Below are 17,261 nucleotides of genomic sequence, written 5' to 3' on the forward strand. Positions count from 1 at the left end.
TGAGCAGATGGGGTGGCGTGAACTTCGGTCGGAGGCTGATCGTCGTAACTCGTCAATGAATCGATCATGCCGAGGAGGATCTGTGGGCAGGACCCTGGCGGCTGCGACGCTGGCCGGTGCCGTCATCGCCGCCGGCGCTTGCGACGGAGGCGCTTCGTCGAAGGCGGCGGCCCCGCCGATCCCCGCGGCGAAGCTCAACTGCAACGCGATCTCCGCCGGGACCTTACGGCAGGTACTCGTCAACAATTCTCCGCAGGGGAGGGTCGGGGACTTGTCCAAATCTCCCAATGAATGCCTTTGGGAAGGGGTTCGCGATGGCAAGACGGAATCCCCGAGTTACCTCGACCTGAGCTTCAAGGCCTACGCCGACCATGGTGAGGCCCGTGCCGCGTACACGTCCGGTGCTCTTCAGGGAGGCTCCTTGGGCGCGAAGGGAAAATTCACTCCGGTGCGAGGTTTCGGAGACGATGCCGGGATCCTTCGCATCCAGAAGAATGCGAAGGAGATCGTGGCCACCGAGACGACCGCGATCGGCTTGAGATTCCGGAGCCGGAACGTCATCGGCTCCCTCTGGCTCACTTCACGACGTCGTGGCATCGACCCTGGCTTCACCGGCCCCCTCGACAGCGTCTCCAACCGGGAGACGGCGGCCGTGACCGCCGCACGAGAGGTGCTCGCGCGGCTGGGCACCCCCGCTTCGACTTCTCCTCGGAAGACCCCGCCCGCTCAGCCTGGGGAGGCCCGGGTGCCGCAGTCTGTTTGCGGTGCGTCCAAGACCGCCGGGAGGGTTTTCGGCAAGGGCAGGGACGTCTCGGCGAGGGGGGACGAAGCCCGCCGAACATGCGAGTGGTCGTCGAACGGCGAAGAGCGCGGTCTGCTCCTGGACGCGGAGGCGATCGCCCCCAGCCCGCTGACCGGCGAAGGCGGTATCGCCATCGCGGGGAGTGTCTACCCGGATTGGGCTTATGTTCCGGAGAATGCCGGCGCACCAGGCTTGGCGAAGGCCCAGAAAGAGGCTGCCGGCCTGGGTGACAGCGCCCGGATGTGGACCGAATGGGATCCCGGTAGGCCCTCGTCTACCGTCCGCCTGCGTGTCCGGCGCGGCAATTTGCTGGTCAGTGTGTCCCTGGAGGAAGCGAGATCGTTCAAAGCCGTGGAAGAGCGGGCTCGCCGTATAGCCACCGAAGTCCTGGAGTCCAACCTTTAGGCATCCCGTGTCCGTCCCGCGCGGGGGTGGAGTTCGGATCGGATTAGTTCTAGTAGGCGGCCCATCCAGTTGCGGCCTTTGTGAGGGCTGTGGTCTGTCCAGAATGGTGACTCGGAATATCCGGTGTAGCTGATTCGCGCGTCGCCTGTGGACAGCAGGATCTCGGCCAGTTCGGGATGCTGGGTGAATTTGGCTCGCAGTAGGTCGGTCATGACTGCGGTGCGGATGTCCGCCCAGTTGGGGTGCAAGGGGCAGCGACCGCCGGACTCGTGTGCCTCGCGGACGGTGGCGGCCTGCTGGATTCGGTCGTGGTCGGAGCGGTCGGCCGCTGCGAGGGCCCAGTAGGCGTGGATGACCGTGGGATACGTCCGGCCGTCGTGGGTCAGCGGGGACGGGAACTCGTTGCGGAGCGCGAACAGGTCCGGTTGCTCCGGTGGTTCGGTCGGCGGGTTGAGGCGCTCATGCAGTTCGAGCGCCGGGGTGCCGGGCGGTGCGGGGTCGTCGGCGTGGAGGACGGCGAGGTGTTCGCGGCTCTCCCGCTCGCCGCGGTCGCCACGGTCGAAGTACCTCAGGACGTCGGCGTGCATCTCCGGTGTCGCGATCGGCCCGTCCCCGCACACCGGGTCGCCGATATCGGTGGTCAACTGGCGCAGCGGGATGTCCTGGCGGTCCATGTCGCCGAGGACGTACACCCGGCGGTGCGGTGGGATCGCCAGGTACGCCTCCCGGACGAGCAGCCGGTTGGCCTCGACCGGGTCCGCCTGGTATCGCCTGATCGCGTCCCAGCACAGGTCCGAGGTCGTCGGACGGCCGTTCAGGGCCTCGATCTCGTCCGCGACCTCGCCCAGGAAACCCTCGTGCGTCCGCGGCTCTGGGTCGCGGGCCGTCCAGCGCGGCACCTGCTCGGGGCGCTCGGGCGCCGGACGTTCCGGATCGGTGAGAGCGATCTTCCCGGACTCCAGCCGCCGGCGGAGTCCTTGCAGGTCCATCGTTTCCTGGCAGCTGAGCAGGCCGTCGGCGTAGGCGAAGAGGTCGGCGACGTGGTGGCCGGCGTATCCCTTGACCCAGACGTGGCGCCAGGCCCCGTCGATCCGCTCGCCGTCCACCAGCCGGTGCGTTGGCCGATTCCACGGCATCTGCGTAGGCTAGCGCGGCTCGCCGGCAGAAGGAGTTCTGAAAGTCTGTCGGTCCGCTGGGCGGGGATGATCGCGGTAGTGTCCGCGTGTGGACGGTCCTGCTGCCAGCCCTCGTGTGCTCGTGATCGGGCTTGATCCCTATCGGGTGCCCGGACCCTGGGACCCCAGGCCGGTGGCCGAGGCGATCGAGGTGGGGGTCGCGCGGTTCGCCCAGCACGGCGTCGGCGTTGAGACCTGCCTGTTTGGCCTGGACGGCAGCGACGACGTGGAAGCGGTCGTCGGGGACGCGCTGCGCTCGCGAGCGTGGGAGTGCGTCGTGGTCGGCGGTGGCCTGCGGACGGCCGACGACGAGATCGAGCTGTTCGAGCGAGTGGTCAATCTGGTGCGGCGGCACGCTCCCGATGCGGCGATCGCGTTCAACCGCACCGCGGTGGACACGTTCGATGCCGCTGCCCGCTGGATCGGGTGACGCGTCGGCGGTGGCCTAGGCCGTCTCAGCGGTCGCAGGTGGTGGCGGGGACGTCGGTGGGGCGGCGGTGTTCCAGGGCGTCGCGCAGGTGGGCGCGGCCTCGGTGGATCCGGGATCGGACGGTGCCGAGCTTGACGTTGAGGGTCGCGGCGATCTCCTCGTAGGAGAGGCCCTCGATGTCGCACAGGACGACCGCCGCGCGGTATTCGGGGACGAGGTCGTCCAGGGCGCGCTGGATGTCGGCGTCCAGGTGGCGTTCGTCGTAGGCCTGGGCGGGGGACGGCTCGCGGCCCTGGAGGCGCTCGGCGGCGTCGTCGCCCAGGGCGTCGAAGCGGATGCGCTGCTTGCGGCGGGCCCGGTCCAGGAAGAGGTTGGTGGTGATGCGGTGCAGCCAGCCCTCGAACGTGCCCGGGGTGTAGGAGGACAGGGAACGGAAGACCCGGATGAAGACGTCCTGGGTCAGGTCTTCGGCGTCGTGCCGGTTGCCGGTCAGCCGGTACGCCAGCCGGAACACTCGCGTCGAGTGCTCGCTGACGATCTCCTCCCACGTCGGCGGGGTCCACGCCATAGCGCCTGCGCTCACCACTACCCCCGTCTGATACTGAATCGTTACGGCCAAGCATGCCGGTACCCAGATAAGAGCCGTGTAAGAACCGTGCGGCGTGGCCGGATCCTGCCGTTGTGATCCATCTCATTGGACTGGATGACAATAGGGATTGAGGTCGCCGTCCCCGGCGGGGAGGATCGGGTCATGGTGCGAAGCTACAACCCGGCCGACCTGCTGGAGATCATGACCGCGGCCGCGCCGGCCAGGCCCGCGCTGGTGGCGGGGGCGGAGCGGCGGACGTTCGCGCAGCTCAACGAGCGTGCGAGCCGGGTCGGACGGCATCTGGCTGGGGCCGGTGTGCGGGCCGGCGAGCATGTCGCGATCCTCGCCCACAACCGGGCCGAGTGGATCGAGGCGATGTTCGGCGTGTTCAAGATCCGGGCGGTGCCGATCCCGGTGAACTACCGGTATGTCGCGGCGGAGTTGCGCCACGTTCTGGCCGATTCCGACTCGGTCGCGCTGATCGGCGAGTGTTCGCTCTTGGCGAAGACCGAGGAGATCCGGGCAGAGCCGCCGCAGTTGCGGCATGTCGTGGCGCTGGAGGACGGGTCCGGGGTTGAGATTCCGGGTGCGGCTTCGTATGAGGCGGCGCTTGCGGAGGCCGGGTCGGACGGGGACTTTCCCGAACGGTCCAACGATGATCGGTACATCATGTACACCGGCGGGACGACGGGGCATCCGAAGGGCGTCGAATGGCGCTGCGAGGACATCTTCTTCGGCGCGCTCGGCGGCGGGAACGTCTTCGGCGACCCGATCGGCAGCCCGGAGGAGCTCGCCGCCAACGCCGACCAGCCCGCGACGGCCGTGCTCGACTGCGCGCCCGTCATGCACGGCGCGGGGCAATGGGTCGCGTTCATGGGTTTGTTCAGCGGGGCCAAAGTCGTCCTTTACACAGATCGCGCATTCGACGCCGACAAGGCACTCAAGCTGGTCGCCGAAGAACGGGCGAATGTGTTGATGGTGGTGGGTGACGTGATGGCGCGTCCGGTCGCGGACGCCCTTGCCACCGGTGATTATGACGTGTCCTCGCTGTTGGGCATCGCGTCCGGTGGCGCGCCGCTGACGGATGGCGTCAAGCGAACACTTCGTGGCCATCTTCCGAACATCATGTTCCTCGACAACTATGGCGCTTCGGAGACCGGTGCGTGCGGGCCGTCCGTCGACGGCAACGACGGCAAGGACGGTAAAGACGGGACGGCGCGGTTCATGATGGGCCCGGACGTCACCGTCCTGGACGACGACCTGAACGTCGTCGCGCCCGGCGGGATCGGCAGGCTGGCGCGCAGCGGCCACATCCCGGTCGGCTACTACAACGACCCGGAGAAGACGGCGTCGACGTTCTTCACCGCGGTCGACGGGACGCGCTGGTCCATCCCCGGCGACTTCGCCGCCCGGCAGGAGGACGGCACGATCGTGCTGCTGGGACGCGGTTCCCTCGTGATCAACACGGGCGGGGAGAAGGTGTACCCGGAGGAGGTCGAGGTCGCGCTGAAGGACCATCCGGACGTGCACGACGCGGTCGTGGTGGGCCTGCCGGACGAGCGGTTCGGGCAGCGCGTCGCCGCCGTCGTCGCGCCCCGTCCGGGCGCGACGGTCACGCTGGACGAGCTGACCGGGCACTGCCGCGGCCGGCTCGCCGGCTACAAGCTGCCGCGTCAACTCAAGGTGGTGGACGAGGTGCAGCGCACGGCAGTCGGCAAATCCGACTACAAGTGGGCACGGAGCGTCCTCGCTTAAAGCGCGTTTTCGCGGGGCGGGGCCTTATACCACGTTCGACCGCTTTCTCCCCCAGTGTCACCGGTCAAAAAATGATTGATGCAGAGGGAGCGTGGCTTGAGCGCTTCCCGGTGATTAACTTCGGCATGAACGGGGATCGGTTGATACCGCTTGCGCGGCGGTATCGCCTGCTCTCTGTGGTCGGCAGGGGCGGCATGGGGACGGTCTGGCGCGCCTATGACGAAGTGCTGGACCGGGACGTCGCCGTCAAGGAGGTCCATCTCCCCGGGCGCATCACCCAGAGCGAACGCAAGGTGATGTGCCGGCGCCTGCTGTCCGAGGCACGCGCCACCGCCGCGCTGAAGCATCCGGGCGTGGTCGCCGTCCACGACCTCCTCATCGAGGGCGGGCGGCCGTGGATCGTCATGGAGTTCCTGGAGTCGTGCTCGCTGAACAGGCTCGTCACCGAGGACGGGCCGCTGAGCGTGCGCCGGACGGCCGAGATCGGCGCGGCCGTCCTGTCGGTGCTGCGCGCGTCGCACGCGGCGGGAATCCTGCATCGGGACGTCAAACCCAGCAACGTCCTGCTGTGCGATGACGGGCGGGTGCTGCTCACTGACTTCGGTCTGGCCGTCCACATGGACAACGGGCAGGAAACCGCCGACACGATGCCAGCGGGCATTGAAGGGTCTCCCGCCTACCTCCCGCCAGAACGGGTGAACAGGCAGCAGGGCCTGGAGGCGTCCGACCTGTGGTCACTGGGCGCGACGCTTTACACGGCCGTCGAGGGTTTCTCGCCGTTCCTGCGGTGTCATGCGCTGGCGTCCATGGTGGCGGTACTACTGGGCGACTACGCGCGTCCTGTACGGGCTGGGCCGCTGACACCCGTCATCGAGGGATTGCTGCGTCAACGGCCAGAAGACCGCCTGACGGCCGAAGCCACTGCCGAACTACTGCAGGACGTGCTCGGGACCGTCCCGGAACCAGGTGCGACACGTGCGGCGCTTCCGCAGGAGGTTCGCGGATTCTCGGCGCGCCGGCTCACGCTGCTGCGCCGCGTGCCGTGGGCCTATCGCGGTTCGTGGGTGTCGCGGGACGCGGCGCGCTCTCGCGTGTTCCGGGGGCCGCGCGTCCCGTGGACGCTGCGCAGCGGCCGGCCCCCGGGAGACCGGCGGGACACCACGTCGCCGCCCTGCGGTTCGCGCCGCCGCAGACGTCGCCGCGGCTGGTGGCGTCACCGCGACATATGGGCGCCCCGGCGCTCCTGGCGACTGCGCGCCCCGGTGCTCCTGGGCGGACGCAGGGTCCTGCTCGGCGGACGCAGGGTGCGGCCCGGTGCGGTGGCGGGCGTCGCGGTCCTCGCCGCGGTGGCGGCCGGAACCGGCACGTGGGCGGCCCGCTGGACGTCGATCGGCAAGAGCGACGCGGTGGCGCTGCGTCCGGCCTCGGACGTGAAGGCCAAGACGGCGAAGTACCGGGAGGCCGGGGCCTATTCGGTGCGCATTCCGGCGGGCTGGCAGGCGGAGCGGCGCGGGCCCGTCATGCATTGGAAGGACGCCCACACGGGACGGGGGCTGCGCATCGCCCCGGTCCTCGGGGACCCGCTGGACGGTCTGCTCGCCGAGGAGCGGGCGGCCGTGGCGGAGAACCGCTACCCCGGATACCACCGGTTGCGCCTCGAACCGGTGCCGGAGGTCATCGCCGGTGCGGCGGAATGGGAGTTCACCTGGCGGAGCGCCGCCGTCCGCGAACCCGGCCGGGACTCCATCCGGGAGCACAGGACCAGGCATGTGCTGTGCAGCCGGGCGGCGGGGTATGAGTTCTGCTTCTACGCGCCCGATCGGCAGTGGACGCCCGGCCAGCGCCTCTACGACAGGATCCTCAGCTCGTTCCGCCCGGAGCGGCCATGAAAGGCCCGGGGTGGCCCTGAAAGGCGGGGGTCAGAGCGACTGCTGGAGGCGGAGGAGGAACTCCGCGTTGGACGAGGTGCCCTTCATCTTCTCCAGGAGGTGCTCGACGGCCTGCTGCTTCTCCAGCCCCTGGAGAGCGCGGCGCAGACGCCAGGAGAGCGCGAGTTCCTCCGGCGACATGAGCAGCTCGTCGCGGCGCGTCCCGGACGCGTCGATGTCGACGGCGGGGAAGACGCGGCGGTCGGCGAGGCCCCGGTCGAGCTTGAGCTCCATGTTCCCGGTGCCCTTGTACTCCTCGAAGAAGACGTCGTCCATCCGGGACCCCGTCTCCACCAGCGCGGTGGCGAGGATGGTGAGGGAGCCGCCGTTCTCGATGTTGCGGGCGGCGCCGAAGAACTTCTTCGGCGGGTAGATCGCGGTCGTCGCGACGCCGCCCGCCAGGATGCGGCTGCTGGACGGCGCGGCCAGGTTGTACGCGCGGCCGAGCCGGGTGATCGAGTCGAGCAGCATGACCACGTCCTGGCCCTGCTCGACGAGGCGCTTGGCCCGCTCGACGGCCAGCTCGGCGAGCGCGGTGTGCTCCTGCGACGGCCGGTCGAACGTCGAGTGGATCACCTCGCCGCGCACCGTCCGCTGGAGGTCGGTGACCTCTTCCGGCCGCTCGTCGATGAGCACGACCATCAGGTGCACTTCGGGGTTGTTCTGCGCGATCGCGTTCGCGAGGGACTGCAGCATCATCGTCTTGCCGACCTTCGGCGGCGACACGATGAGGCCGCGCTGGCCCTTGCCGATCGGCGCGATGAGGTCGATGACGCGGGTGGCGAGCGGGCCGGTGTCGAGGCGCAGCCGCTCGTCCGGGAACAGCGGGGTCAGCTTGCCGAACTCGGGACGGTTCGCCGCCTCCGCGGGGGACACGCCGTTCACGGTCTCGACGCGGGCGAGCGAGGAGAACTTCTCGCGGTTGGACTTCGGCGACCGCGCCGTTCCCGTGACCGCGTCGCCTGGACGCAGGTTGTTGTCATTGACCTGGGCGAGCGAGACGTGCACGTCGTCCTGGCCGGGGTGGTAGCCGGAGGTGCGGACGAACGCGTGCTTGTCCTGGACGGCGAGGATGCCCTGGAACGGGACGACCGGCGCCTCTTCGGCGGGACGCCGTCCCTGCCGGTTCTTGCGGCCGCTCTGCGAGGACACGCTGTGCGGCGCCCGCGCGGCCTTGCCCTCGGCAGTGTGACCTGCGGGGGGCCGTTCGGTTGTGGTGAGTGTGGAAGTGGACATGTGGGTCCCTTCTCAGGCCGGTGCGGAACGCTCCGCGCGGCCCGGGGTCGAATCTCGCGTACGGCGGCGGAACCCGCGGCGCGTACGCGAGTGGAACGAGAGAAATGCAGCTCGGTTCACCGGGCTGACGTCGGCTCCCTTGTACGGCGGCCCGGCACATTGCTCTCTACATGCCGAACCGGGAAGTCACCGGGCTCTCAGATGGCCCGGGCGGGGAAGAAACGCCCTCGCCGCGTGTGGCGGAAATCCGAAGACGCTGTCTCGACAGTACAGCAATCGAGGGCGGTTTCGCATTCCCAGAGGTCATGGACCGCTTTGGGGTAGGTGATCCCGAGTTCCGTACGATGAGCCGCGGCACAGCGGAGGACCAGGCGGGGGGACGATCATGGCCGAGTCGCCGGACGGGGGGCTGCGCGCGGAGGTCGCGGGCGGCGTCGGCACGATCGTGATCGACCGTCCGGCCAAGCGCAACGCGATGTCGGCGGACATGTGGCGGGCGCTGCCCGGCGTCCTCGACGGCCTCGCCGCCGACCCCGGCGTGCGGGCCGTGGTGCTGACCGGCGCGGGCGGGAACTTCTGCGCGGGCGCCGACATCGCCGAGCTGGCCGACATCCACCGCGACGACGACTCGCACCTCGCGACGGTCGCGGAGCGGGCGCTCGCCGCGTTCCCGAAGCCGGCGCTCGCGGCGATCGAGGGCTACTGCGTCGGCGGCGGCTGCCAGCTCGCCGCGGCCTGCGACCTGCGGTTCGCGGCGGACGGCGCCCGGTTCGGGATCACCCCGGCGAAGCTCGGCATCGTCTACCCGGTCGCGGCGACCGCCCGGCTGGTCGGGCTGGTGGGGCCGTCGGCCGCGAAATACCTGCTCTACTCGGCGGACCTGATCGGCGCCGAGCACGCGCTCCGCATCGGCCTGCTGGACGAGGTCGTCCCGGCCGGCGGCCTCCGCGAGCGGGTGGCGGAGTTCGCCGCGACGCTCGCGTCCCGTTCCCTGCTCACCCAGCGCGCGACGAAGGACATCGTGGACGCCGTCGTCGCGTCCGGGCCCGTCGAGGAGAAGGCGAAGCGGTGGCTGGACGAGATGGCCGCGAGCGGCGAGGTCGAGGAGGGCGTCGCCGCGTTCCTCGAACGCCGCGCCCCCGGCTTCACCTGGACGTCCCCGTCTCGCTGAGGACGGCGAACCGCGTCTCGGGGAGGTTGCGCAGGCGGCGCGCGGCGCTGGACGGGTCGTCCAGCAGCCGGGCGGTCTCCGGACGGAGCAGCTCGGCGAGCGGCAGCACCCCGCACACCAGCGCTTCGGGCGCCCGGACGACGAGCAGCGGCCCGATCTGCGCCGCGCCGCGGTCGGCCGAGCCGAGGACGTCCAGGACGTCCTCCATCCGCGCCGCCTCCTCGGACCCCGCGCGCAGCGCCCGGACGAGGTCGATGAAGTCGCTTTCGAGGGCGCGCGGGCTGCGTCCCGACAGGTAGTAGCGGTCGGCGTCGGTCAGCTCGACGCGCAGGCCGTGGTCTTCGGCGAACCGCTCGTAGGGCAGGGTCAGCAGCGCCCGCGTCGAGGCCGGCGCGACGCGCAGGACCCCGCCGACGACGTCCAGCGGTTCGGCGCCGAGGGACGCGGCCACGGCCTGGTCGAGCCGCCGGGCCAGGTTCGCGCGGAGCCCGGCGACCTCTGCCGCCAGCGCGTCGACCGTCGCGTTCTGCCTGGTCAGAGCCTCGTCCTGCCTGGTCAGGGCCTCGTCTTGCGTGGCGAGGGCCTCCCGCTGGCGGCTCAGCTTGTCGTTGACGTCCGGCACCATCCGGTCGTTGATCTGCGCGATCAGCGACCGGATCCGGGCGTCGGCCGCGCCGAGGGCCTCCCGGTCGCGGTCCTGCTCGCGGGTCAGCCGGTCAAGCTGCTCCCGCTGCGACGCGCGGAGGCTCTCCAGCTCGTCCCGCGTCCCCTTCAGCGCCCGGAGCTGGGTGCGGATGTCGGCGATCTCGGGGGCGCCCGGGATTCGCTTGCGTTCGAATGCCAGATACAGCTCCCGGCCGGCGATCGCCAAACAGAGCAGGACAAGAACCACCGTCATAGCGCCCTCCCTGGGGCATCTCGCCGAGCAAGATAGCCCTCAGCGGTTCAGATAGGCCAGAACGGCGAGAACCCGCCGGTTGTCGTCACCCGTGACGGGCAGGTCGAGCTTGGTGAAGATGTTCGCGGTGTGCTTCGTCACGGCCCGCTCGGTGACGACGAGCCGTTCCGCGATCGCGGCGTTGGAGCGTCCCTGCGCCATCAGCTCCAGGACCTCGGTCTCGCGCGGCGTGAGGCGGCTGATCGGCGTGTTCCGGGTGCTGCTGGCGACGAGGCGGGAGATCACCTCGGGGTCCATCGCGGTGCCGCCGGCGGCGACGCGGCGGACCGCGTCCACGAACTGCGCGGCGTCGAACACCCTGTCCTTCAGCAGGTAGCCGATGCCGCCGCTGCCGTCCGCGAGCAGCTCCCGCGCGTAGAGCTGCTCGACGTACTGCGACAGCACCAGCACCGGCATGCCCGGAACCTGCCGGCGCGCCTCCAGCGCGGCCTGGAGCCCCTCGTCGGTGAAGGACGGCGGCAGGCGCACGTCGACCACCGCCACGTCCGGACGGTGGTCGAGGAGCGCCTTCAGCAGCGAGGGGCCGTTGTCGACGGCGGCCGCGATCTCGAAGTCGTGCGTCTCGAGGAGGCTGACCAGCCCTTCTCTCAGGAGGGCGAGGTCTTCGGCGATGACAACGCGCACGGCAGCTCCATGGTCACGATCGTTGGGCCGCCCACGGGGGAGTTCAGGGCGAGGACGCCGTCGAATGTACCGATCCGCCGCTCGATCCCGCGCAGGCCGGTGCCGCCGTCCAGCGTGGCGCCGCCGTGCCCGTCGTCGGTGACGCTGATCCGCAGCATGCCGTCCTGGTGCCGCAGGTCGACCCAGACGCGGGACGCGCCGGAGTGCTTGGCCGCGTTCGTGAGGATCTCCGACACCGCGAAGTAGGCGGCCGACTCGACCGGCGGCTCCGGCCGCGCCGGCAGGTCGGCGTCGACCTCGACGCGCAGCGGGTGGTCGAGCGCGAGGGCCTTGACCGCGTCGCCGATGCCGCGGTCGGCGAGCACCGGCGGGTGGATGCCGCGGACGAGGTCGCGCAGCTCGTGCAGCGCCTTCGCCGACGACTGGCGCGCCTCCGCCAGCAGGATCCGGGCCTTCTCCGGGTCCTTGTCGAGGAGGTGCTCGATCGCGCCGAGGCTCATGCCCATCGCGACGAGCCGGGCCTGCGCGCCGTCGTGCAGGTCGCGCTCGATGCGGCGCAGCTCGGCGGCGGACGCGTCCACGGCCTCCGACCGCGTCTCGGTCAGGTGCCGGACGCGCAGCGCCAGCTCCGACTTCTTCGTCGGGCCCAGGATCAGCCGGCCCCAGTGGCCGTACACGTTCATCATCTTCGGGCCCAGGAGGAGCCCGGCGGCGAGGCAGGCGGTCGCCACGACGAGCGTGGAGACGATGCGCGCGACGTCCCGGTCGTAGCCCTCGGTGATGTGGATGAAGGTGTACCAGTCGGCGCCGCCGTAGTGGCCGATCCACCTGCCGGTGAACGCCGCGACCGTGTAGCCCCACAGCCCGTACAGGACGAGCAGGCCAGGCAGCGCCGCCGTGAACAGCACCACGATCGGGTCGAGGACCACCCACAGGTAGTCACGCCACGTGGCCGGGTCGGTGATCAGCCTGATGAAGCGCTTGAACATGCCGTGCAGGCCGGGCTCGTACTCGGGCTGCGGCAGGTAGGGGCGCGCGATCCGGACGTCCGTCCACTTGTTGATCCTGGAGCGGTAGGCGTCCAGCTGGGTGCGCAGGAGCATCACCGCGGACGGGAACAGCAGCACCCCGAGGAAGCTGGAGATCAACGAGACGACCGTGATGAACCACAGGCCGACGAGCATCGCCGGAATGCCCAGCAGCCAGAGCGCCAGGCCGCGCCACGGCGCCCTGACATGCTGCTGAAGCCGCGTCTCCTGCGGTCGCGTCTCTTTCGTCAATGCACTGCTCACGGGGTCCCTCCGAGGGTCGCTGCCTTATGACGTTCAGTCTTCTGGCCTGCGCCCTTCCGCACAGTGTGCCCGCAACCCGAGGGTGGGGTGTACCTGGCTACACCTGTACCTAGCTACACCGCCGGACGGCGTCTAGGGCCATGTCGCGCCGGTCGCGCGCTTCCTAGCGTTCATGGGTGTCATCCCTATCCAACGAATTCCGGGGAACCCCATGAAACGCAATTTCGCCGCCACGCTCGGCGGGTGGAGCGCGCGGCACCGATTGACCGCCATCTTCGGGTGGCTGCTGTTCGTCGTCCTGGCCTCGGTGCTCGGCGGGGCGACCGGCCAGATCACGATGGAGGACCACGAGCAGGGCGTCGGGCAGTCGGCCCGCGCCGAGCAGATCGTCACCGAGGCGGGGATCGAGGACCCCGACCAGGAGACGGTGCTCCTTTCGGGGGGCGCGCACGCGGCCGGGTCGCCCGAGATGAGGCGGGCCGTCGCGGCCGTCCGGGCGAACGTCCAGGCCACCGGGAAGGTCACCGAGCTGCGGCCGGACGCGGTGTCCAAGGACGGGCGGCACGTGATCGTCCAGTTCACGGTGAAGGAGGCGGCGGACGGCGCGCCCGACCCGCTGCCCGCGATCAAGGACGCGGTGGCGAAGGCGGAGCGGGACAACCCGTCCGTCGAGATGGGGCAGTTCGGCGGCGCGACCGCCGACGCCTGGTTCGACGAGGCCCTCGGCAGCGACTTCAAGCGCGCGGAGATGACGGCGCTGCCGCTCGCGCTCGGCATCCTGCTCGTCGCGTTCGGCGCGCTGGTCGCGGCCGTGCTGCCCGTCATGCTGGCGTTCACCGCGTTCCTCGCCGCGGGCGGGCTCCTCGCCGTCACGAGCCACGCGCTGCACGTCGACGAGACGACGAACTCGGTGATGCTGCTGATGGGGCTGGCGGTCGGCGTCGACTACTGCCTGTTCTACCTGCAGCGCGAGCGGGAAGAGCGCCGCAAGGGCCGGGACAGGGAGACGGCCCTCGCGATCGCCGCCGCCACGTCCGGACGGTCGATCCTCGTCTCCGGGCTCACCGTGATGGTCGCGATGTCCGGGATGTTCGTGTCCGGCCTGCTGCTGTTCAAGGGCTTCGCCGTCGCGACGATCCTCGTCGTGCTCATCGCGATGCTCGGGTCGGTGACCGTCCTGCCGGCGCTGCTCTCCCTGCTCGGCGACAAGGTCGAGTTCGCCCGCATCCCGCTCCGGCGGCGCCGCTCCGCGCCGGGCCGCGCCGGGGTGGTGGGGACGCTGCTGAAGCCCGTCCTGGCCCGTCCGGGGATCGCGGCGCTGCTCGCCGCCGGGCTGCTGCTCGCCCTGGCCGCGCCCGCGCTCGGCATGAAGACCGAACAGCTCCGCATCGACCAGCAGATCCCGCCGGGCGAGGAGATCGCGCAGACCTACACGCGGCTGAACGAGGCGTTCCCCGGCAACCCGGCGCCCGCGGTCGTCGTGGTGCAGGCCCGCGACATCAACGCCCCGGAGGTGAAGGCGGCGATCGACGACCTGAAGCGGCGGGCGGTCGCGTCGGACGAGCTGAACGAGCCGGTCGAGGTCACCGTCCACGGCGAGAAGAACATCGCCGAGATCGAGATCCCGCTGGCCGGCACGGGCTCCGACGCGACGTCCGAGCACGCGCTGGAGACGCTCCGCGACGAGATCGTCCCGCAGACGGTCGGGAAGGTCGGCGAGGCCCCGGTCACCGGCCAGCTCGCCTGGTCGACCGACTACAACGCGCAGCTCAAGACGAGTATCGTCCCGGTGTTCCTGTTCGTCATGGGGATCACGTTCCTGCTGATGCTGGTCTTCTTCCGCTCGCCGCTGATCGCCGCCAGCGCGATCGTCCTGAACCTGCTGTCGGTCGGCGCGGCCTACGGCGTCATGGTCGCGGTGTTCCAGCACGGCTGGGGCGACTCCCTGGTCGGGACGACGGGTGCCGGGGCCCTGGAGTCGTGGATCCCGCTGTTCGTCTTCGTCGTCCTGTTCGGCCTGTCGATGGACTACCACGTGTTCGTCGTCTCCCGGATCCGCGAGGCGCACGACCGGGGGCTGGACACCAGGCGTGCCGTCCGGGAGGGCATCCTCGCCACAGCGGGCCCGGTGACCAGCGCCGCCGTCATCATGATCGCCACGTTCGGCATCTTCGGGACGCTCTCCATGCAGGACTTCAAGCAGCTGGGCGTCGGCCTGGCGGTGGCGGTCCTGATCGACGCGACGATCGTCCGCGTGGTGCTCCTCCCGGCCGTCATGACGCTGCTGGGAAGGTCGAACTGGTACCTGCCGCGCTGGCTGGAGTGGCTGCCCCGCATCTCCCACGCCGAGGACACCGGCCCCGGCCCGATCCAGCCCGCACCGGCCCCCGAGCCGCTGATCCCGCTGCGCTGAGATCCGGCTGAGACCTCGGAGTCCAGATTCAGAGCAAAGCCCCGGCCTTCTATCCGGGGCTTTGCTCTGTGTCGTAATCGAATCGATATAACGCACTCGTTATGGCCGCCGACAAGTCCAGGTATATCGCTGGAAACGTGAAGGCGGGATATAACATAAATTAATGACGTAATGGCATTACCTCCGGTGTCATGGGGGCTGGATGATGAATCTGCATTCGAGGTCCGTTCTATGGAATCGGGCCTGAGTATTGCGACGCCGGCGCCACAGTACGGGTTCCACCCAGACCCAGAGGAAGTGCATTCATGAAGCTCCGCAAGTACGCCCTCGCCGCGGTGGGCGCCGGTTCCGCCGCGCTGGCCCTGTACGGATTCGGCGCCGGTTCCGCGTTCGCCGCCGGCGACCCGGACCACCCCAAGCCGCCCGTCGCCTGTGCCCTCGACAGCAAGGTCGGCCCGTTCGTCGCGGCGAACTGCATGGGCGAGGGCGCCGTCCAGCTCATGGTGGCCTGCCCGGCCGACAAGTCGGTGGACGCCACCATCAACGCGTTCAAGGGCCGCTCGACGCTGCTCGACGGACGCTGCAAGGACGGCCCCACCTTCGCCTCCCTCACGATGTTCGACATGAGCACCCACCAGGCCGGTGAGGTTCTCGTGCCGATGCAGAGGGTCGCCTAACGATCCGGTTCTGAACGCAACGGACGCCACGAACGCCGCCCCGTTTTCGCGGGGCGGCGTTCCCGTGCGTCCGGTCAAAGGGCGACGAAGGTCAGGCCGCGTTTCTTCAGTTTCGGAATGGCGCCTTTGAGGGCCTTGACGGTCTGGGAGCGGTCGCCGCCGCCGTCGTGGCACAGGACGATGTCGCCCTCTTTGCCTTTGAGGAGTGACCGGCGGATCCGGCCGACGCCCGGCTGGGCCCAGTCGCGCGGGTCGACGGCCCAGTCGATGGGCAGCATGCCGTGCTCGGCCGTCAGTTCCAGGACGGTCTTCGACCATGCGCCGCCCGGCGAGCGGAAATACTGCGGGACGATGCCGGTGATGTCGGCGATCCGGTCGTGCGCGTCGGCGATTTCCTTGCGGACGCGCTTCGTGGAAAGGCCCGCGATGCTGATCGGGTGCGTCTCGGTGTGGTTGCAGATCTGGTGACCCGCGTCGGCGATACGGCGGGTCAGCTTCGGGTATTCCTTGACCTGCTCGCCGATGATGAAGAACGTCGCGTGGATCTCCTCTTCGGCGAGGAGGTCGAGCATCCGCGGCGTCCATCTCGGGTTGGGGCCGTCGTCGATGGTGAGGGCGATCGATTTCGGCGGCGGCGCGGGGGAAAGCTGCGAAAGGTCGCTGACGGGCGTCTTCAGCGCGGTGAGCTTCGCGGGCGTCCACGCGGCGGGACGCGGCTTCGGGACGGGCTTCGGCGGCGGTGGCGGGTTCGCGGCGGGCCGCGCTCTGGGAGTCGTCGCCGCCGAGGCCCGGGAGTCGCTCGACGGGCGGACGCCGTCCGCAGCCAGTGCGGTGAGACCGATCGCGGCGCCCATCAGCCAGAGCGTTTCGCGGCGGGACGCCAGGCGGGACGCGAGCTGGGACGCCTCCCCGGCCAGATCAACCTCCACATGTCCAACGCTATCGGTGTTTAAGGGGGTAGGAGGCCGCTATGGGATCTTCGGCGCACAAGGGGGACGGGTGAGCGCGGCGCCCGAGCTCGGGCCCGTCCTGGCGCTCGTGCTGGTCGCGCTGGCCGCGTTCGCCGCGCTGGCGGTCCGGGCCGGCGGTCTCGGTCTCAGCCGGGACGTCCTGGTCGTGTCGGCGCGGGCGGCCGTCCAGCTCGCGGCGGTCTCGCTGCTCATCGCGGCGGTGCTGCGCAGCGCGGGATGGACGGCGGTGTTCGTCGCGGCCATGGTCGTGGTCGCGGCGGCCACGGCCGGGCGGCGGATCACCGGCTCCGCGCTCGGACCCGGATGGTGGACGCTGTTGCCGATCGTCGCCGGGGTCGCGCCCGTCCTCGCGCTGCTGCTCGCCTCGACGGCGGTGCCGTCGCGTCCGGTGGCGGTGCTGCCCATCGCGGGGATCTTCATCGGCGGCGCGATGTCGGCGACCAGCCTCACCGGACGCCGAGCCCTGGACGAGCTGGCCACGCGCCGCGGCGAGTACGAGGCCGGTCTCGCGCTCGGCCTCCTGCCCCGGGACGCGGCGCTGGAGGTGTGCAGGCCGGCCGCCGCGTTCGGGCTGTTCCCCGTCCTGGACCAGACGCGGACGGTCGGGCTGGTCACGCTGCCCGGCGCGTTCGTCGGCGTCCTGCTCGGCGGCGCCGACCCGGTCGAGGCGGGCGCGATCCAGCTCCTCGTCCTCATCGGCCTCCTGGCCGTCGAGTCGATCGCCGTCCTGCTCACACTTGAGCTGATCGCGACCGGGCGGCTCTGTTAGCCCAGGGGGGCGACCCCCTGGAACCCCCGTCACGGTCGGCGGACCGTTTCGCGCGGCGCGGGGGCG

General features: G+C 70.3%; 14 protein-coding genes and 1 pseudogene. 8 read left to right on the plus strand and 7 right to left on the minus strand.

Translation table 11 applies throughout. The annotated features are described in order from the left end of the window. The first annotated feature begins 82 nt into the window (after positions 1–82). On the plus strand, positions 83–1,207 hold the full coding sequence (locus ACH35V_RS41070) for a hypothetical protein (RefSeq protein WP_395980312.1): 1,125 nt from the start codon (positions 83–85) through the stop codon (positions 1,205–1,207). Here ACH35V_RS41070 and ACH35V_RS41075 read toward each other — a convergent pair. Continuing rightward, positions 1,204–2,343 (minus strand): NADAR family protein, encoded by a 1,140-nt coding sequence (locus ACH35V_RS41075; protein ID WP_395980313.1) that lies wholly within the window; start codon positions 2,341–2,343, stop codon positions 1,204–1,206. The two genes, ACH35V_RS41070 and ACH35V_RS41075, sit on opposite strands and share 4 nt — an antisense overlap. 172 nt (positions 2,344–2,515) lie before the next feature. Between ACH35V_RS41075 and ACH35V_RS41080 the strand changes: the two genes are divergently transcribed. Next, positions 2,516–2,812 carry a hypothetical protein gene (locus tag ACH35V_RS41080; protein WP_395980314.1) on the plus strand — a complete coding sequence of 99 codons (297 nt, stop codon included), beginning with the start codon at positions 2,516–2,518 and terminating at the stop codon, positions 2,810–2,812. Positions 2,813–2,837: 25 nt separating this feature from the next. On the opposite strand, the gene sigE is transcribed toward ACH35V_RS41080, so the two are convergent. Then, positions 2,838–3,380 (minus strand): RNA polymerase sigma factor SigE, encoded by a 543-nt coding sequence (sigE, locus tag ACH35V_RS41085; RefSeq protein ID WP_243719644.1) that lies wholly within the window; start codon positions 3,378–3,380, stop codon positions 2,838–2,840. 183 nt (positions 3,381–3,563) lie between these two features. Between sigE and ACH35V_RS41090 the strand changes: the two genes are divergently transcribed. Both ACH35V_RS41090 and ACH35V_RS41095 read left to right on the plus strand, forming a co-directional pair. Then, the gene (locus ACH35V_RS41090; RefSeq protein ID WP_395980315.1) at positions 3,564–5,156 is read left to right on the plus strand and encodes an acyl-CoA synthetase; all 1,593 of its coding nucleotides are present in this window, start codon (positions 3,564–3,566) and stop codon (positions 5,154–5,156) included. A gap of 125 nt (positions 5,157–5,281) precedes the next feature. Next, positions 5,282–7,045, plus strand: coding sequence for a serine/threonine-protein kinase (locus tag ACH35V_RS41095; protein WP_395980316.1), 1,764 nt, complete (start codon positions 5,282–5,284; stop codon positions 7,043–7,045). 30 nt (positions 7,046–7,075) lie between these two features. Here ACH35V_RS41095 and rho read toward each other — a convergent pair. After that, a pseudogene (rho, locus tag ACH35V_RS41100) lies at positions 7,076–8,218 on the minus strand (transcription termination factor Rho); the annotation flags it as partial. 487 nt (positions 8,219–8,705) lie between these two features. On the opposite strand from rho, the gene ACH35V_RS41105 reads away from it, so the two are divergent. Next, positions 8,706–9,491: an enoyl-CoA hydratase/isomerase family protein gene (locus ACH35V_RS41105; protein ID WP_395980317.1), complete on the plus strand. Its 786-nt coding sequence runs from the start codon at positions 8,706–8,708 to the stop codon at positions 9,489–9,491. Here ACH35V_RS41105 and ACH35V_RS41110 read toward each other — a convergent pair. Genes ACH35V_RS41110 through ACH35V_RS41120 form a run of 3 tightly spaced genes read right to left on the minus strand, consistent with a single transcriptional unit; the run spans position 9,466 to position 12,365 of the window. After that, positions 9,466–10,389: a hypothetical protein gene (locus tag ACH35V_RS41110; protein ID WP_395980318.1), complete on the minus strand. Its 924-nt coding sequence runs from the start codon at positions 10,387–10,389 to the stop codon at positions 9,466–9,468. The two genes, ACH35V_RS41105 and ACH35V_RS41110, sit on opposite strands and share 26 nt — an antisense overlap. Before the next feature lie 39 nt (positions 10,390–10,428). Further along, positions 10,429–11,073: a LuxR C-terminal-related transcriptional regulator gene (locus tag ACH35V_RS41115; RefSeq protein ID WP_395980319.1), complete on the minus strand. Its 645-nt coding sequence runs from the start codon at positions 11,071–11,073 to the stop codon at positions 10,429–10,431. Continuing rightward, positions 11,037–12,365 carry a sensor histidine kinase gene (locus ACH35V_RS41120; protein ID WP_395980320.1) on the minus strand — a complete coding sequence of 443 codons (1,329 nt, stop codon included), beginning with the start codon at positions 12,363–12,365 and terminating at the stop codon, positions 11,037–11,039. Before ACH35V_RS41120 ends, ACH35V_RS41115 begins: the two co-directional genes overlap by 37 nt. A gap of 211 nt (positions 12,366–12,576) precedes the next feature. Here ACH35V_RS41120 and ACH35V_RS41125 point away from each other — a divergent pair, with 211 nt between their 5' ends. Continuing rightward, positions 12,577–14,778 carry an MMPL family transporter gene (locus tag ACH35V_RS41125; RefSeq protein ID WP_395980321.1) on the plus strand — a complete coding sequence of 734 codons (2,202 nt, stop codon included), beginning with the start codon at positions 12,577–12,579 and terminating at the stop codon, positions 14,776–14,778. Positions 14,779–15,083: 305 nt separating this feature from the next. Next, positions 15,084–15,455 carry a hypothetical protein gene (locus ACH35V_RS41130; RefSeq protein WP_395980322.1) on the plus strand — a complete coding sequence of 124 codons (372 nt, stop codon included), beginning with the start codon at positions 15,084–15,086 and terminating at the stop codon, positions 15,453–15,455. Positions 15,456–15,529: 74 nt separating this feature from the next. Here ACH35V_RS41130 and ACH35V_RS41135 read toward each other — a convergent pair whose 3' ends face one another. Further along, positions 15,530–16,384, minus strand: coding sequence for a polysaccharide deacetylase family protein (locus ACH35V_RS41135; RefSeq protein WP_395980323.1), 855 nt, complete (start codon positions 16,382–16,384; stop codon positions 15,530–15,532). Between the two features lie 70 nt (positions 16,385–16,454). Between ACH35V_RS41135 and ACH35V_RS41140 the strand changes: the two genes are divergently transcribed. Beyond that, entirely contained in the window at positions 16,455–17,195 is a 741-nt protein-coding gene (locus ACH35V_RS41140; protein WP_395980324.1) for an ABC transporter permease, read from the plus strand. Positions 17,196–17,261 lie beyond the last annotated feature (66 nt).

The organism is Actinomadura sp. 1N219 (genome assembly GCF_044326405.1).
In the GTDB taxonomy this organism is placed as follows: domain Bacteria; phylum Actinomycetota; class Actinomycetes; order Streptosporangiales; family Streptosporangiaceae; genus Spirillospora.

Bases quoted from the DNA above. Each gene is read 5' to 3' on its own strand.
- ACH35V_RS41075 (WP_395980313.1), bottom strand. From the start codon at position 2,343: ATGCCGTGGAATCGGCCAACGCACCGGCTGGTGGACGGCGAGCGGATC.
- sigE (WP_243719644.1), bottom strand. From the start codon at position 3,380: ATGGCGTGGACCCCGCCGACGTGGGAGGAGATCGTCAGCGAGCACTCG.
- ACH35V_RS41090 (WP_395980315.1), top strand. From the start codon at position 3,564: ATGGTGCGAAGCTACAACCCGGCCGACCTGCTGGAGATCATGACCGCG.
- ACH35V_RS41095 (WP_395980316.1), top strand. From the start codon at position 5,282: ATGAACGGGGATCGGTTGATACCGCTTGCGCGGCGGTATCGCCTGCTC.
- ACH35V_RS41105 (WP_395980317.1), top strand. From the start codon at position 8,706: ATGGCCGAGTCGCCGGACGGGGGGCTGCGCGCGGAGGTCGCGGGCGGC.
- ACH35V_RS41110 (WP_395980318.1), bottom strand. From the start codon at position 10,389: ATGACGGTGGTTCTTGTCCTGCTCTGTTTGGCGATCGCCGGCCGGGAG.
- ACH35V_RS41125 (WP_395980321.1), top strand. From the start codon at position 12,577: ATGAAACGCAATTTCGCCGCCACGCTCGGCGGGTGGAGCGCGCGGCAC.
- ACH35V_RS41130 (WP_395980322.1), top strand. From the start codon at position 15,084: ATGAAGCTCCGCAAGTACGCCCTCGCCGCGGTGGGCGCCGGTTCCGCC.